The following is a 13,836-nucleotide window of genomic DNA, read 5'->3' as shown; positions in this document are numbered from 1 at the left end:
GAACCTGAGGAGTGCTTCCGTGGTATCCAGTAACAGAATGTGGTTGCATCAATTGCGGAAAGGGGTCGGGCTAACGATCGTTGTGACCCTTCTCGGTCTTGCCTTCGGAGCGCTACCTGCGCGGGCCAACGCGGTCGACGGATTGATACTGAACTTGGACGTGAACTATTCTGGTTTCACTACTGGCTTCTATCCGGAAACAGGCTGGCGGGTCAAGGAAGGGCCGGACGGCGTCGAGGTGGCCTTCCCTCAGGAGTGGGGTTACACGTGGGGAGGGGACGGGCGTCTTGTCGCCTACCCCCGCTCAGGCTGGAGAGTCAAGGAAGGGCCGGACGAGCGGGCTATCGCCTACCCACAGGAGTCGGGCTACACCTGGGGAGGGGACGGGCGTCTTGTCGCCTACCCCCGCTCAGGCTGGAGAGTCAAGGAAGGGCCGGACGAGCGGGCTATCGCCTACCCACAGGAGTCGGGCTACACCTGGGGAGGGGACGGGCGTCTTGTCGCCTACCCCCGCTCAGGCTGGAGAGTCAAGGAAGGGCCGGACGAGCGGGCTATCGCCTACCCACAGGAGTGGGGCTACACCTGGGGAGCGGACGGGCGCCTTGTGGCCTACCCCTACTCAGGCTGGAGGCTTGCCGAACGCTCGAACGAGCGCCTCATCGCCTTTCCCGAAGAGTGGTTCAAGTGGGGACTAATAATCCCTTCGCCGCCTTCGGGGTCGCTCTCCTTGATGTTCACGAGCGCCAGCAATCAAGCTCTTGTCACGGCGGCCGAACCTTCACTCACTCCGGATGAATTCCGCGATTACGTCATCATGCAGTACATTCAACAAGAAATCACCCCAAGGGGGTGACGATACCAGGAGTAGCCGATGAGGCCGATATTCGACTGAGCGTGTTAGTGGACCCGTGGATGCCGGATTCCCGAGGGCACGCTCAGCACGCTTTGTGCGATGCGTATGGGTCGCATAGGCGATGGTCGCCGTGTAAGCCGAATCTGTCCTGGCCGGACCGGGCGGTGTCGTCCGCGCTGGTCCGGCTGTTGTCCCGGCTGGACGCGTGAGTACCGCCCTGGCCACCATGGCCACCCTGCTGTCGTGACCCAGCCGCGCTGGACATACATACCCGAACCTGCTGGGCGCTGTTGTATTGCGGTTCGGTGGGCACGTCGAGCCCTGTCAGCGGGCACTGGTCAGATCGCTTGGGGTGAGCTCGGTGAGCGCTGCGGCCATCCGAGTTGTGACTGGGGTGTCGGTGGGTCAGGTCGTAGTGTCTGCGGTGGCGCTTATGCACGAAGGCGTCTCCGGTGACGATCGTGGGGCGCGGTGGGGTCGGAATGTCGCCGGCGTGTTGGTCTGAATCGGTGTTTGAGCTGGCTGTGGTCGGCCTTGATCGGGCGGTGTGGTTGGCGTGAGTTCTGCGTCGAGGGCACGGTTGCGACACGCCCAACCCGATCGCCGGGCGTGGTCTCGTTGTTCTGAGTGCGGTGCACCGGTTGGGTGTCGTCATCGGGCTTTCTCAACGGTCGGTTCTCCGTGAGCGCCATGACGGCTTCCGCGGCGAGCTCAGCGGTGGGGCCAGAGTGAGCTGCCGGTCTGCGGCGAGCGCGAGCAGGTCGTCGTCGTGGCTGATGAGTAGGACGATGGCGCCGTTGGCAGCGAGGCGGCGGATCTGGTCAGCGATGGACCGCAGGTGGTGGCGGTCCACGCCGGAGCTGGGCTCGTCGAACACGACGATGCGTCGGCCGGCCACTCGGACGGCGGCCACGACGAGGCGCTGTTGTTGGCCACCGGAGAGCGACAGGGGATGCCGTTCGGCGAGGTGCGCGAGGTCTAGGGCATCGAGGACCGCGTCCGTATCAGCAGCCTCGGGGGCGTCGGTGCCGGCGAGGTGGATTTCGGCTCTGACGCTGTCGGTGAAAAGCTGCCGCTGGACGTCCTGCATGACGATCGCGCTCGCACGCTGGCGCGCCCGCGGGCTCATCGCCTTCCCATCGAGGACGACGGTGCCGGTGCTGCGTTGCAGGCCGGTGACGATTCGGGCGAAAGTGGACTTCCCTGCACCGTTGACTCCGCGGATCGCGGTAACCGAGCCGTCGGCGAAGGCGACGCGGTCGATGTCGAGCACGACGCGCCCGCCGAGGTGACAGCGGATCGCCTCCAGTTCGAGCTCGGCGCCCGGGACATCCGATGCGTCGACTCCTGCGACGATGCTAGCGCCCGAGGCTGGCAAAGCCGGCAGATCGACCGTGCTCACGACCCCACGGAGTCCCTCGCGGGCGAGCTCATCATCCGGCACGGCACGGAGTTGTACCGCGGGCCACTCGACGTCGATCGCGCCGTCGCGCATCACGATGACTCGGTCGACGAGGTCATCCAGGTAGCGCAGTCGGTGTTCGGCGATCACGATGGTCACCCCTTGCGCCTTCAGGCTGGCGAGTGTGGCGGTGAGGCGCTGCACCGCATCGGACGAGAGGTTCGAGCTGGGTTCATCCAGCAGGAGGATGCTGGGGCGGTGGGCGATCGCAGCGGCGATCGCGACCTGTTGCTGCTGACCGCCGGAGAGATCCCGCAGGCGTTGTTCGACCAGTACCCCCACGGAGAGATCCTCGACCGTCTTCACGACGCGGCGCCGGATCTCCTCCGGTGAGAAGCCGAAGTTCTCCATCGCGAAGGCCACCTCCTCCGGGGCGGTGTCGGTGAAGAACTGGCGCTTCGGATGCTGCAGCACGGTGCCGGTAACGAGGCCGATAGCGTCCAGCTCTGCATTGGTCGTGACCAGCCCGTCGACAGTGACGGTTCCGGTGAGGACGCCATCCTCGTGGAAGTGGGGGATGAGGCCGTTCATGAGCCGGAGTGCGGTGGACTTGCCGGACCCTGACGCGCCGCAGAGGATCACGAACTCGCCTGGGTTGATGCGCAGGTTGAGGTTGCGCAGACTCGGCTGTTCGGCGTGCGGATAGGTCCAGGTGACGTGGTCGATGCGAATCATGCCAGCGGGGAGGGAAGGATCAGGGCAGCCGTGGTGAGCAAAGCGCTGATAGTGACAAGGATGAGATCAGCCGGTCCGAAGCGCGGCGGGTGCATGGCGGTGGGTGTGCGGTGGGAGCCGAGTCCGCGGAGGATGGCGGAGGCGGAGAGGTCCTCGCTGGCGCGCAGACTCGCGGCGATCATCGGGACGGTGAATCGCTCGAGGGCGAGCACGGGGCGGCGCAGGAGTCCTTTCGTTCCGGCGAGCCCTCGCAGCCGCATAGCGTCCAGTACCGAGGCCGCCTCGGAGCTCACGACGGGGAAGAAACGAAGCATGACGGCGAGGGTCACCGTGATGGGGCGCGGGATGCGCCAGGCCCGGAACGCGGCGGCGAGCTGCATCGGGGAGGTCGTCGCGACCAGGTGCATTCCGACGCCGATCGTCGCGACGAAGCGGATCAGATAGGTACACGCGAGTGCGATGATGGCGGTGAACGCGTTCGGCCACCATAGCGGGAGCAGCCAACCCAACACCCACATGACGGTCACGGTCGCCGGCAGCCCGAGCGCGCGGGGCCACGCCCGCTCCGACACTGCCATACCGATGGCAAGGATGAGCACCACGGGTACAAAGCGCAGTCCGCCGGGGCTCATCACAGCGATGCTGCAGGCCAGCACCAAGAGAATCTTCACTCGCGGATCCACCCCCCACTGTCGCTGCGCATCCAGTGTGCGGGCCCGAAGCTCAGGCAAGGCCGGCGCGGACAACGTACTTCCGAAGGATCGCGGAGCCGATCAGTCCGCCCCCCGACCCGGCGACGAGGATGATGAGTGCCACGACTCCGAGCACCGACAGGGTAAGGAGCGTAAGCAACATGACGGGAACCCCGCTGACCAGCGCCTGCAGTAGCACGGTGCACAACCACACCAAGGGTGCGACGATGCCGAGCATCCCGGTCGTGGAGGTGACGACGATGAGGATGACGGCGAACATCGCCGTGTTGAGCAGGTCCCGGGCGCTGAACCGCGCGGGTAGCTTGGGGCGCGGCGGGATACTGGTTCGGGTGTTGATGCTCATGCGAGGCCAGCCTTCTGGAAGTGCTTACGCAGCAGCGAGGTGCCCAGGAGCGCGCCGAGGAACCCGCAGACCAGGGCGGCGGCGATCATGATGGTCACGGCCGGAATGGTTACCACCTGCGCGAAGTCCTTCACGTACGCCTCACCCAAAGCCTGGCTCGCGGACGACCGCAGGTAGGCCACCGGGTCGAGGAAGAACGGGATCCAGGGACCTACGAACCACCCCGAGAATACGACGTAGGTCCAGATCGTCGCCCACTTCGACCGGTACCTGCCGGCCTGTAGCACCAGCTCCGCGAGCACCGACATCACGATCGTGACGACCGTGCTCTGCCACGGGTGTCCCATCATCAGGTAGAGCAGGGCGATGACGACTCCGAAGAGCGTGACCATACCCGCAGAACGCACGCGGGTGAGAAAGAGCATGTACGGGACGCCTGCCGCGATGGTCGACAGTGGCAGGGTCAGCAGCATCACCAGGGGACTGATGATGCCCAACATCGCGACGACGAACACGACTACGAAGTAGATGACGGCGAAGATCGCGACGTTCACCAGGTCGCGGGCAGAGAACCGGACGCCGAACGCTCGCCTGGTCGTCGGCGGCGCCGCCGCAGTGGACGTACGCAGGGTCTCATCAGTCATGGGAGGTTCCGTTTCTGGGAGGCGGGTTGGTCAGGCGTGTGGGGCGAGCTGTCAGCTGGCGGCCTCGACGCGTTCGGTCCGGTGATGGGCGTAGGTCTCCAACCCCGACAGGAACGCGGCCCCGAAGCTCACGAACAGTGCCACCACCACGATCACCCAGACCCGCCCGGCGTCGACAACGCCGCCGGAGAGCGCGGGCAGGAGCGTGCCTGCGAGCTCGATGATCGCGATGAACGGGATCACCCCGCTGACCTCGCTCCGAGCACGCTCAACGCGATGATTCCGGAGAGACTGCCGCGCACCGGCGTGATGAACGACTCCTCCGCTGCCTGAGCCGTCGCTGCTCCGTCCTGCCCCTGACGCATCGTACTCCCCTCACCCGTAGTTGATAATGATTATCATATACTGGGTGGGATCATGTTCTAGCACTGCTACGGCAGTAGGTGAAACGTGCTCGGCTTGCGTTCGTTGGTCTGCCTGTGGCGGACGTTGATGTCGATCAGTGGGCATGGCGAGTTGGGTCAGTGGCATGCGCGAAAGCGCAGCAGCGGCCGGGCGAAAATGACCGGACCGTCGGAAATATATGGCTCGTTGCGGGCGCCGGCCGTGTGCCACCATGGCGCCCGTGACGATACGGGTGCTGATCGCCCATGATCAGGACGTGGTCCGGCGGGGCGTGCGGCGCATCCTGGAGAGCCAGGCGGACATGGAGGTCGTGGGCGAGGCCGCCGACGGGGTAGCCGCGCTCGATCTCGCCGGCCAGTTGCGCCCGGACGTGCTGCTGGTCGACATTCGGGTGCCGAAAACGGACGGTCGTGAGGTCACCGCCGGCTTAGCGGGCCGGGCTCACCCGATCAGGTACGCGTGGTTGTGATCACGACCTTCGACCTCGACGAGTACGTGTACCCGGCGCTGCGCTACGGCGCCTCGGGGTTCCTGCTCAAGCGTTCGGAGTCGACCCTGCTCATCGAGGCCGTCCGCGCCGCGATGGCCGGTGACAGCCCGATCAGCCTGTCGATCACCGCACGGTCGCTCAAGAAGCTGACCGTCCCCCCGAAGCCGCAGCCGGCGCTGATCAGGCCGCTGGCCTGCTGACGGTTCCCGGGATCCCTGTACCGTGCCCAACGACGTTCGACGGTGGTGAACTGGGGTTTTGAAGATCAGCTCAGGCTGCTTGGTGGTACTGGTTGCGGGAGTCCCTGTCGAGCTGGAAGGCGACCGAGTGTTGGCACTCCGGCGTGAGCGAGTCGAATGCGCTGGGGCGTCCCGCTCCGGGAGGAAGCAGTTGTCGGGCGAGCGGCAGGACATTGCCCTCGCCTTCGAGCGGGATCAGATGCCGTACGACGAACGCGTCAGGGGACGCTCAGCGGAGTCGGCGCACAGCGTCCCGAGTCCGCTGATCTCGTGCATCGGAAACGGCAACCGGCCTGAAGACCGCCAGGCGCCGTGTGCCTCAGGGCCGCAGGGTGCGGCGAGCGCTGAATCTCTTGGTGTCATGACATCGATACACATATGAATTGCGAGTTGAGGATGGCAGGAAATCGGATATGACGTTGGGTCGAAATTTCGCCAAGCTTTGGTGGTCGCAGGGCCTGTCGAATCTTGGTGATGGTCTGGTACTGGCCGCCGTGCCCCTCCTCGCCGTCACGATGACCCGCGACCCGCTGCTGGTCGCGGGGATGACCGTGGCGCAGTTCCTGCCATGGCTCCTCTTCACTCTGCCAGCGGGAGCTCTCGCCGACCGCATCGATCGGCGCCTCATCATGGTGGCGGGAAATCTGGTCCGCGCGGTGGGATTCGGACTGCTCGTCCTGACGCTCGTGGCCGATGTACGCAGCATCGCAGTTCTCTACATCGCGGTGTTCCTCGCCGGCACGGCAGAGACGCTCGTGGACAACGCGGCACTCACGGTGCCGCCGCGCCTGGTGCAGCGCAGTGACCTCGAGCGGGCGAACGGATGGCTCTTCGCCACTCAGTCGGCCATCAACAACTTTGTCGGACCCACCGCGGGTGCCGCTCTGTTCGCGATGTCGGCGGTCATGGTGTTCTCCTCCACAGCGGGATTCTTCGCACTCGCCGCGCTGGCAGCCATCATGCTGCCACGGATGATGCCGACCGCGAGCGACTCGAGCGGTGACAAGCACACGCCGGGCGAGGTTGTGCGCAGCATCAGGGAAGGCTGGTCGTACTTCTGGAACCACCGGCTGATGCGGCGGGTGGCCTTCATCTCTGGTTCGATCAATCTGTTCTCGTCCGCCACCGGCGGTCTGCTCGTCCTCCTGGCGACCGGTCCCTTGGGCGTGCCGGCGTCGTGGTACGGCCTGTTCATCGCCGTCCCGGCCGTGGGAGCCGTGCTCGGCTCGCTGATCGCCGCGCGAGTGGTGCCGGCCATCGGCGGGGGACCGGTGACCTGGCTCGCCGCACTCGTGCCCGCCGCCAGCTATGTCGTCCTCGGTCTCAGCGGCAGCATCGTCCTCTCCGAGGTGGCCATGTTCCTCGCCGCGGTCGCCACGGCCTTGAACCAGATCGTGGTCAGCACGCTCCGGCAGGCTGCCGTCCCCGACGGGGTCCTCGGCCGGGTAACCGCCGGCTACCGTCTGATCGTGCTCGGCGCGGTGCCGGTCGGGGCGCTCCTCGGCGGCGGACTGGGGCGTTGGCTGGGCCCGGAGACCACCTTCGTCGTCTGCGGCGTCGGACTGACCGTAGCGGCGATCGTTTTCGCCTCCCGGGTCACGACCCGTGCCCTGCGCGAGGCGGAGGAGGTAGCCCGGACTGCGGCCCGTGAGCCAGCCGCCTGAACCGGTCTTCTGAACCGGTCTCCTGGCGACGCCGTACCACTCCATGTCCGTCTTCACCTCGAAGAAGAGCGAACAATGGTTCGCACCCTGCGAGGATGGCCCGGCCACCGAGCCCGCCGACCTCGCGCGTCTGCGCATCCGTCTACATGATCGACTCAGCGGACTCCTCCACGACGACCACCTAGGAACGGGCTCAGTGCTCGTCGTAGTGGCCGGCGTGTGCCGCGTGCCGGTGGCCGTGGTGGATGTAGTCGAGGTGGTCGCCGTGCGGCACCGGCGAGTGACCGCAGCCGTCTCCGTGGACGTGGTCGTGCTCCTCGGCGATCACGTGCACGCCGGTGGCGCACTCGTCGTAGTGGTCGTCGTGTTCCTGGTGCACGTGCCCGTCGTGGAGGTAGTCGGTGTGTCCGTCGTGGGTGACCGCGACGTGCCCGCATCCGTCGCCGTGGCGGTGTTCGTGCTGCTCGGCGGGGCGGTGGCCTTCGATGCTGCACTCGTCGTAGTGCCCGTCGTGGGCATGGTGCAGGTGCCCGTCGTGCAGGAAGTCGACGTGCCCGAGGTGCTGCACGCTGGGATGCCCGCACTCCGGTCCGTGGGTGTGGCGGTGCTCGTCGGCGTGGGTCGGGTGCGTGGTGCCGGTGCCCATCTGATCCTCCTGAGATCGCTTCGTCTCGACAATACATGCAATAGTGCGCACCTTTTTAGCGATCGCGAGAACCGGTGGGCGCCCCTCGAGCTATGGCCGCCAGCACAGGAGGACGCATCCCGGTGATCCAGGAAGGCCGAACGTGACCGCAACACCCGCCAGCGTGGCGAGGCGCTGGCCCTGTTGCGGGAGGCCGAGGGGTTCCATTCGGCGCAGCACCTGCACCAGATGCTGCTCGCCCGCAACGCGGGCGTCGGCCTCGCCACCGTGTACCGCACGTTGCAGTTGCTGGTCGAGTCCGGCGAGGTGGACTCCACCCGGCTGCCCGGCGGCGAGCAGTTGTTCCGCCGGTGTGGCCAGAGTCAGCATCATCACCATCTGGTCTGCCGTGAGTGCGGACGCACGGTGGAGGCGGCCGGGCCCGCCGTGGAGCGGTGGGCCGACCAGGTAGCCGCTCAGCACGGCTTCACCGACGTCGGACACTCCCTGGAGATTGCCGGTGCGCGGGGGACGCCAGGCCCGCGCCTCGTAACTGTGCGTCCGGAACGAGGTTGTTGGTCATGGCGTGTCAAGGGCGTACGCCGAGGTGGACGCTGCGGGCGGAGAGGCGGAACAGGTCGTTGCGGTGACCGAGCCGTTCCTCGTCGGCCGGGTCCAGGAGGCGGTCCCAGACGTCCAGGTCGGCGGCGGTGAGCAAACCGATGGACCGCAGTCGGTCGACCCGTCCGGCGACGCCTACGTGGGGGCGGTCACGGTCGGCTACGGTGGTCCGCTGCTTATCCTGCTCGTCGCGGGGTCGCCGGTGCTGACCGTGGTGGTCGTGACCGCCGGGTTCCTCCTGATGCGCGGGGCTGGGGGGCCGCGGCGGGTTTCCTGGTGGCTGCGCTGCCGATCCTGCTCTCCCGCGGCTACGGGAGATGCCTTCTGCCGACCGGTGGGGTACCCCGCAGGCCCTGCGTAGCAACCCGAGGCGGATGGTGCTGGCCGCGCTCGGCCCGGTCGTGGCGACACCGACGTCCGCCCGGCGTCGATGGTGATCACGGTGGCGCGTGTACCCGAGGCCGAAGAAGCCCTGCTGGCGTCGGCCGCGAGCGGATTGTCCGTCGGTGTGGCGTTCCACCTTTGGGTATAATGAAAACCGTTATCCTTACGCGATATGGAGCTCATCGTGAAGCAAGACCCCTGCCGCCTTGACGCCCCCGTCATCAGCGGCACGGTCGGCCCCTCCATCCCATGGATGATGTCCGCGTATCCGGGGCCGGGCAGCCGGTCGTGGAGCGGCCGTTCCCGCGACCTCGAGAACCGCGGTGCATCCGCGTGACGGACAAGGTCCGCCCGCGCCTCTCCCGGCGCCGGGTTCCGGTGGTCCTGGTCAGCGGCGTGCAGGAGAGTGCCATGTTGGCGGCTTCCATGTCGCTCCAACTCGGCCTGCCGCAAGCCGTCTCAGTGCGCCATACCATCGACGTCGGGCGTCAGGTTCTCACCCGCGTTGTCAGCGACCTGACCGGCATTCTCGAGCACGAGGAGATCAGCCTCGCTCACGCCTGCGTCTCCTGCGCGATCCGCGAAGACATCGTGCCCACCCTTGAACGGCTCGCCGCCCGGGGGAACTGGAAGAGCATCGTCGCCTGCCTGCCGATCGCTGCTGAAGCCGTTCAGGTGTGCCGGGTCGTGTGCTGGGCCCCACGCAACGCCCCCCATGTCGCCATCGCCGCCGTCGTCACCGCGCTCGACGGCACCACGTTCGTTGACGACCTGCTCGGCGACGACCTGCTCGATGAGCGGGGTGTCGCCACCGCCGAGGACGACCACCGGGGCGTCGCCGAGGTGGCCAGCGCCATGGTCGAGTACGCCGACCTGGTCAGCCTTACCTGCGAGCCCGATCCAGACGAGGTTGCCCTCGTCCGAGCGTTGGCCCGGCCGCGGGTACCGGTGGTTACCGACCCGTCGGCGCTCGACGCGGTCGCCCTGACGACGGGGACCCGCCACCACGAATCGGCCGAGCATTGGGTGTCGACCGTGCGACGCGGCCCCCTCCCCCCGCTCGGCCCAAGTGGGGTTTGGCGGCTTGACCTGCAATCCGACCGGTCGTTCCACCCCGTCCGACTCCACGATGAGATGGTCAACCTCGGCGGCGGGCCACGCCGCTCCCGGGGCTGCTTCTGGGTGCCCACCCGGCCCGACGCCGTCTGTGTCTGGGACGGTGCCGGAGGCCAAGCGAGAATCGGGTCCGGCCGGACGTGGAACCGCGGTCAGCCGGTGACCCGCATTACCGTTGTCGGTCTCGATGATCGGTCCGCTGAGATCGTTCACGCTTTCCACCGTTGTCTGCTCACCGATCAAGAGCTGGCGACCCGCGGCCGGGTGTGGAACGAGCCCTGGGATGGGCTGGAACCCTGGCTCGGGCCGATCACGCGAGTCGCCTGACCTGAAAAACTGTCTGTTCCGAAGGAGTTCCCGATGGCTGTCCCCAAGCGGCGAATGTCTCGCAGCAACACCCGCCACCGCCGCGCCAACTGGAAAGCGGCACCGGTCGACCTCGTGCCCGTCCAGGTAGGCGGCATGACCTATCACGTTCCCCGTCGCCTCGTCCGGGCTGTGCAACGTGGGTACATCGACCCGAGCGGCCTGCGCTGAACCGTCGTCCCTCGTTCGGACATCGGCACTCATCAGCAACAGCCGTGAGAGCCACAGTTCACCTCCCCTCCGCACGACTGCATCCCGGCAAGGTTTGACAGGCACGACCCGGACAAGGCGCCAAGATCACACTATTAGTTCTCATGAGGGGAATTGCATGAACAAGCGGACACTCGTCGAGACCGTCGCCGCAAAGGCCGGCTTGACCAAGACTGCGGCCGAGTCGGCGCTCGACGCAATGGTGGAGGCGATCAGTGATGCACTCGCCGATGGCGAGAAGGTCGCGATCCCGGGATTCGGCACGTTCGAGGTGAAAGACCGACCCGCCCGCACCGGACGCAACCCGCGGACGGGGGAGACGATGGAGATCGCCGCCCGCAAGGCTCCCGGCTTTAAGCCAGCCACCGCGCTCAAGAACGAAGTGTCGCGGTAGCGTCGACTTTTGTCGGCATCACGAATTCCCTTGTCGCCCGATGGGGCAGCATGACGGGTTCGGCTGCCATCCTGAAGGACTTGAGGATGGCAGCCGCCGACCGCGCGGACGGGGGGACGATCCCGGTCGGCGGATCGTCCGCCGACCGCCCGCCGCGCCCGTAAAGGAGGCCTCGGTGAGACGCGCCATCCTCGTAATTGTCACCCCGCCTCCCGTCCGTCTAACGGACGATATGCGGACGCTCGCCGTGATGGGAGGGCGATGTGGCTGACGCGAAGATTGCCTCCGGCAACACCGCCTCCACACGGGGCGCCTCGGGCCGGGTGCCGGTCATCGCGCTAACCGGTTATCTGGGCGCGGGAAAGACAAGCCTGCTCAACCACCTGCTTCGTCGGCCCGGCGCACGCGTGGGCGTTGTCGTCAACGACTTCGGTACGTTGAACGTGGATGCAGCCCTCGTGACCGGGCAGGTCGACGAAGCCGCAGTCATCTCCGGCGGCTGCATCTGCCACCTGCCCGACGCAGGCGGTTTACTCGACGCGCTTCATCGCCTCTCCCGGCCTCGGCTGCGGCTGGATGCGATCCTGGTAGAAGCCAGCGGCATGGCCGAACCGGTCCATCTCGCTCGTCTCATCAGGGTCGGCAGCAGCGCCAAAGAGACCCGGCCTGGAGGCCTTGTCGAGGTGATCGATGCAATCGGACATTTCCGCACCGTGGACCTCCGGCCGGAGCCGCCCATTCGTTACGCAGCGGCGACGCTCGTCGTCATCAACAAGACGGATCTACTGCCGCTTGCGGACCGTGAACGGGTGCTCGACCGGATTCGGGAACGGGTACGACGACGCAACCCGCACGTGCAGGTCATCACCGCCCGCCACAGCCGGATCGATCCGATGCTCGTGTTCGACACCGCAGCCGACGAGGACCCGGTCGACGAGCTTCCGCTCGCCCAGCTCATTCGCGAGAGCGACCACGACCACGACCACGACCACGCACGAGCGGCCGCTGCAGAGCTGACGCAGCCTGTCTCTCCGAGCCTGCTGATCGACTTGGTCGAACATCCGCCTTCGGGTGCCTACCGGCTCAAGGGCCGGGTGCGGGTGCGCGGTCACCGGGCCGAGCGGGGTTTCGCCGTCCATGTCGTCGGAACTCTGATCCATATCACCCCGCTACCGGAGCCGCCCCTGGTTGGCGAACTCGTCGCGATCGGCATGCACCTGGACCAACTCGCCGCACAGCAGCGTCTGGACGCCGTTGCGACCACGCCGGCAGACCGGCCTGACGTTGCCGGGCTCCGACGGTTGCACCGCTACCGCGTCCTCAGTAGATGACCCACGGCTTCGGAGCCCAGCCTTGGCCCCCCCCGCGCGAGCCACCGCTGGCCGCGCGGCCAGAAGACGAGCAGCAGGGTTGTCGTCGGGCGCCTCCGCGACCAGACCCGCCTTGGCCGGTTCCGCGCGCAGAGCGGCGTCGTGGACCGGCCACTTCTCGGTGCGGGCTGTTCGTAAGAGTGCCCGAGGGGCGGCGTACCCGTTACGAGCTGGCCGACGGCCGTCTCGCCCACGCCCGGCGAACTGCTCGGCCTGACCCTCGCCGTGGACCCGCATGCGCCGCCTCGGCAGGAAACGTGCCCGCCGCCCGTAGGGCCACACTTCGCGCGACAGTCTGTACTGAAAACGATTTTCGATTAGACTGGCGGCGACCAGATCACCGCCACGAGAGGAAGCGCCTTGCCCGACCAGGAGCAGCTCACCCGATTCGAGACCGGAAGCGGGTTCATCGCCGCGCTGGACCAGAGCGGCGGCAGCACGCCGAAGGCGCTGCGGTTGTACGGGGTCGACGAATCCGAGTACTCGTCCCAGGCGGAGATGTTCGACCTGATCCATGCCGCACGGGTACGTGTCGTTACTAGCCGTGCCTTCACGTCCGAGCGGATCCTGGGCGCGATTCTGTTCGAGGGCACCCTCGACCGTCAGATCGACGGGCGCGGGTTCGTCGACTACCTCTGGAAGGACAAGGGCATCGTGCCCTTCCTGAAGATCGACAAGGGTATGCAGGACGAGCAGGACGGCGTCCAGGTGATGCGGGAGATCCCGGCCCTCGATGAGCTGCTCAACCGTGCCCGCGCAGCAGGTGTCTTCGGCACGAAGGAGCGGTCGGTCATCCACTCGGCGAACGCAGCCGGGATCGATCGCATTGTTGCCCAGCAGTTCGAGATCGCCGAGCGCGTTCTCGCAGCGGACCTGGTGCCGATCGTGGAGCCCGAGGTCGACATCAAGGCCCCGGACAAGGCCGAGGCCGAAGTGTTGTTGAAGGCGGCGATCATGAAGCGGCTGGACGCGTTCGGTGAGCAGAAGATTTCCCTCAAGATCACTATTCCGTCCGTCGACGGGTTCTACACCGATCTCGCCGCTCACCCTGCGATTGCCCGCGTCGTCGCTCTCTCCGGTGGCTACAGCCGGGACGAGGCAAACGCGCGCCTGTCTCGCAACCCAGGCCTCATCGCCAGCTTCAGCCGGGCCCTGCTGGACGGGTTGACGGCGCAGCAGAGTGACGAGGAGTTCGACCGCGCCCTCGATGCGTCGATCGAGTCCATCTACCAGGCCTCGATCGCCTGACCTCGACCGAGCTG

Annotated in this window: 16 protein-coding genes and 3 pseudogenes; 12 read left to right on the top strand and 7 right to left on the bottom strand. The window is 66.8% G+C overall.

Annotated features, from left to right (window positions below; translation table 11 throughout):
- Window positions 1-19 precede the first annotated feature (19 nt).
- Window positions 20-853: a hypothetical protein gene (locus STROP_RS24350; RefSeq protein ID WP_148217356.1), complete on the top strand. Its 834-nt coding sequence runs from the start codon at window positions 20-22 to the stop codon at window positions 851-853.
- Window positions 854-1,504: 651 nt separating this feature from the next.
- On the opposite strand, the pseudogene STROP_RS21040 reads toward STROP_RS24350, so the two are convergent.
- From STROP_RS21040 to STROP_RS26070, 6 genes and pseudogenes are all read right to left on the bottom strand, one after another.
- Window positions 1,505-2,990: pseudogene (locus tag STROP_RS21040) on the bottom strand (ATP-binding cassette domain-containing protein).
- Entirely contained in the window at window positions 2,987-3,736 is a 750-nt protein-coding gene (locus STROP_RS21035) for an energy-coupling factor transporter transmembrane component T (protein WP_012015365.1), read from the bottom strand. The pseudogene STROP_RS21040 and the gene STROP_RS21035 overlap by 4 nt, the downstream one beginning before the upstream one ends.
- Window positions 3,714-4,046, bottom strand: a complete 333-nt coding sequence (locus STROP_RS21030) for an MptD family putative ECF transporter S component (RefSeq protein WP_012015364.1) — start codon at window positions 4,044-4,046, stop codon at window positions 3,714-3,716. Before STROP_RS21030 ends, STROP_RS21035 begins: the two co-directional genes overlap by 23 nt.
- Complete coding sequence (locus tag STROP_RS21025) at window positions 4,043-4,690, bottom strand: MptD family putative ECF transporter S component (protein WP_012015363.1); 648 nt, start codon at window positions 4,688-4,690, stop codon at window positions 4,043-4,045. Before STROP_RS21025 ends, STROP_RS21030 begins: the two co-directional genes overlap by 4 nt.
- A gap of 51 nt (window positions 4,691-4,741) precedes the next feature.
- Window positions 4,742-4,933, bottom strand: a complete 192-nt coding sequence (locus STROP_RS21020) for a hypothetical protein (RefSeq protein ID WP_012015362.1) — start codon at window positions 4,931-4,933, stop codon at window positions 4,742-4,744.
- Complete coding sequence (locus STROP_RS26070) at window positions 4,930-5,055, bottom strand: hypothetical protein (RefSeq protein ID WP_274378091.1); 126 nt, start codon at window positions 5,053-5,055, stop codon at window positions 4,930-4,932. The genes STROP_RS21020 and STROP_RS26070 overlap by 4 nt, the downstream gene beginning before the upstream one ends.
- A 251-nt stretch (window positions 5,056-5,306) precedes the next feature.
- On the opposite strand from STROP_RS26070, the gene STROP_RS26230 reads away from it, so the two are divergent.
- The 3 genes from STROP_RS26230 to STROP_RS21010 all read left to right on the top strand — a co-directional run bounded on the left by STROP_RS26230 (window position 5,307) and on the right by STROP_RS21010 (window position 7,488).
- The gene (locus STROP_RS26230) at window positions 5,307-5,564 is read left to right on the top strand and encodes a response regulator (RefSeq protein WP_012015361.1); all 258 of its coding nucleotides are present in this window, start codon (window positions 5,307-5,309) and stop codon (window positions 5,562-5,564) included.
- Complete coding sequence (locus tag STROP_RS26225) at window positions 5,561-5,785, top strand: response regulator (protein ID WP_026275162.1); 225 nt, start codon at window positions 5,561-5,563, stop codon at window positions 5,783-5,785. Before STROP_RS26230 ends, STROP_RS26225 begins: the two co-directional genes overlap by 4 nt.
- Window positions 5,786-6,237: 452 nt before the next feature.
- The gene (locus tag STROP_RS21010; RefSeq protein WP_012015359.1) at window positions 6,238-7,488 is read left to right on the top strand and encodes an MFS transporter; all 1,251 of its coding nucleotides are present in this window, start codon (window positions 6,238-6,240) and stop codon (window positions 7,486-7,488) included.
- A 193-nt stretch (window positions 7,489-7,681) separates the two neighbouring features.
- On the opposite strand, the gene STROP_RS21005 is transcribed toward STROP_RS21010, so the two are convergent.
- On the bottom strand, window positions 7,682-8,134 hold the full coding sequence (locus STROP_RS21005) for a hypothetical protein (protein WP_018830706.1): 453 nt from the start codon (window positions 8,132-8,134) through the stop codon (window positions 7,682-7,684).
- 174 nt (window positions 8,135-8,308) lie between these two features.
- On the opposite strand from STROP_RS21005, the pseudogene STROP_RS25900 reads away from it, so the two are divergent.
- The 8 genes and pseudogenes from STROP_RS25900 to STROP_RS20975 all read left to right on the top strand — a co-directional run.
- Window positions 8,309-8,635, top strand: a pseudogene (locus tag STROP_RS25900) (Fur family transcriptional regulator); the annotation flags it as partial.
- A gap of 64 nt (window positions 8,636-8,699) precedes the next feature.
- Window positions 8,700-9,095 carry a hypothetical protein gene (locus tag STROP_RS20995; protein WP_230582441.1) on the top strand — a complete coding sequence of 132 codons (396 nt, stop codon included), beginning with the start codon at window positions 8,700-8,702 and terminating at the stop codon, window positions 9,093-9,095.
- 356 nt (window positions 9,096-9,451) lie between these two features.
- Window positions 9,452-10,561: a GTP-binding protein gene (locus STROP_RS20990; protein ID WP_018830711.1), complete on the top strand. Its 1,110-nt coding sequence runs from the start codon at window positions 9,452-9,454 to the stop codon at window positions 10,559-10,561.
- A 33-nt stretch (window positions 10,562-10,594) separates the two neighbouring features.
- Window positions 10,595-10,771, top strand: coding sequence for a 50S ribosomal protein L32 (gene rpmF, locus STROP_RS24335; protein ID WP_012015354.1), 177 nt, complete (start codon window positions 10,595-10,597; stop codon window positions 10,769-10,771).
- Window positions 10,740-11,204, top strand: a complete 465-nt coding sequence (locus STROP_RS26445) for an HU family DNA-binding protein (protein ID WP_461675685.1) — start codon at window positions 10,740-10,742, stop codon at window positions 11,202-11,204. Before rpmF ends, STROP_RS26445 begins: the two co-directional genes overlap by 32 nt.
- Before the next feature lie 263 nt (window positions 11,205-11,467).
- On the top strand, window positions 11,468-12,535 hold the full coding sequence (locus STROP_RS20980; RefSeq protein ID WP_012015352.1) for a CobW family GTP-binding protein: 1,068 nt from the start codon (window positions 11,468-11,470) through the stop codon (window positions 12,533-12,535).
- A gap of 161 nt (window positions 12,536-12,696) precedes the next feature.
- Window positions 12,697-12,895, top strand: a pseudogene (locus STROP_RS25895) (hypothetical protein); the annotation flags it as partial.
- A 39-nt stretch (window positions 12,896-12,934) separates the two neighbouring features.
- Window positions 12,935-13,822 (top strand): fructose bisphosphate aldolase, encoded by an 888-nt coding sequence (locus STROP_RS20975; protein WP_012015351.1) that lies wholly within the window; start codon window positions 12,935-12,937, stop codon window positions 13,820-13,822.
- The last annotated feature ends 14 nt before the right edge of the window (window positions 13,823-13,836 follow it).

The sequence above is a fragment of the Salinispora tropica CNB-440 genome, assembly GCF_000016425.1.
Taxonomy (GTDB): domain Bacteria; phylum Actinomycetota; class Actinomycetes; order Mycobacteriales; family Micromonosporaceae; genus Micromonospora; species Micromonospora tropica.
This window is presented reverse-complemented; position numbering and strand designations above follow the sequence as displayed.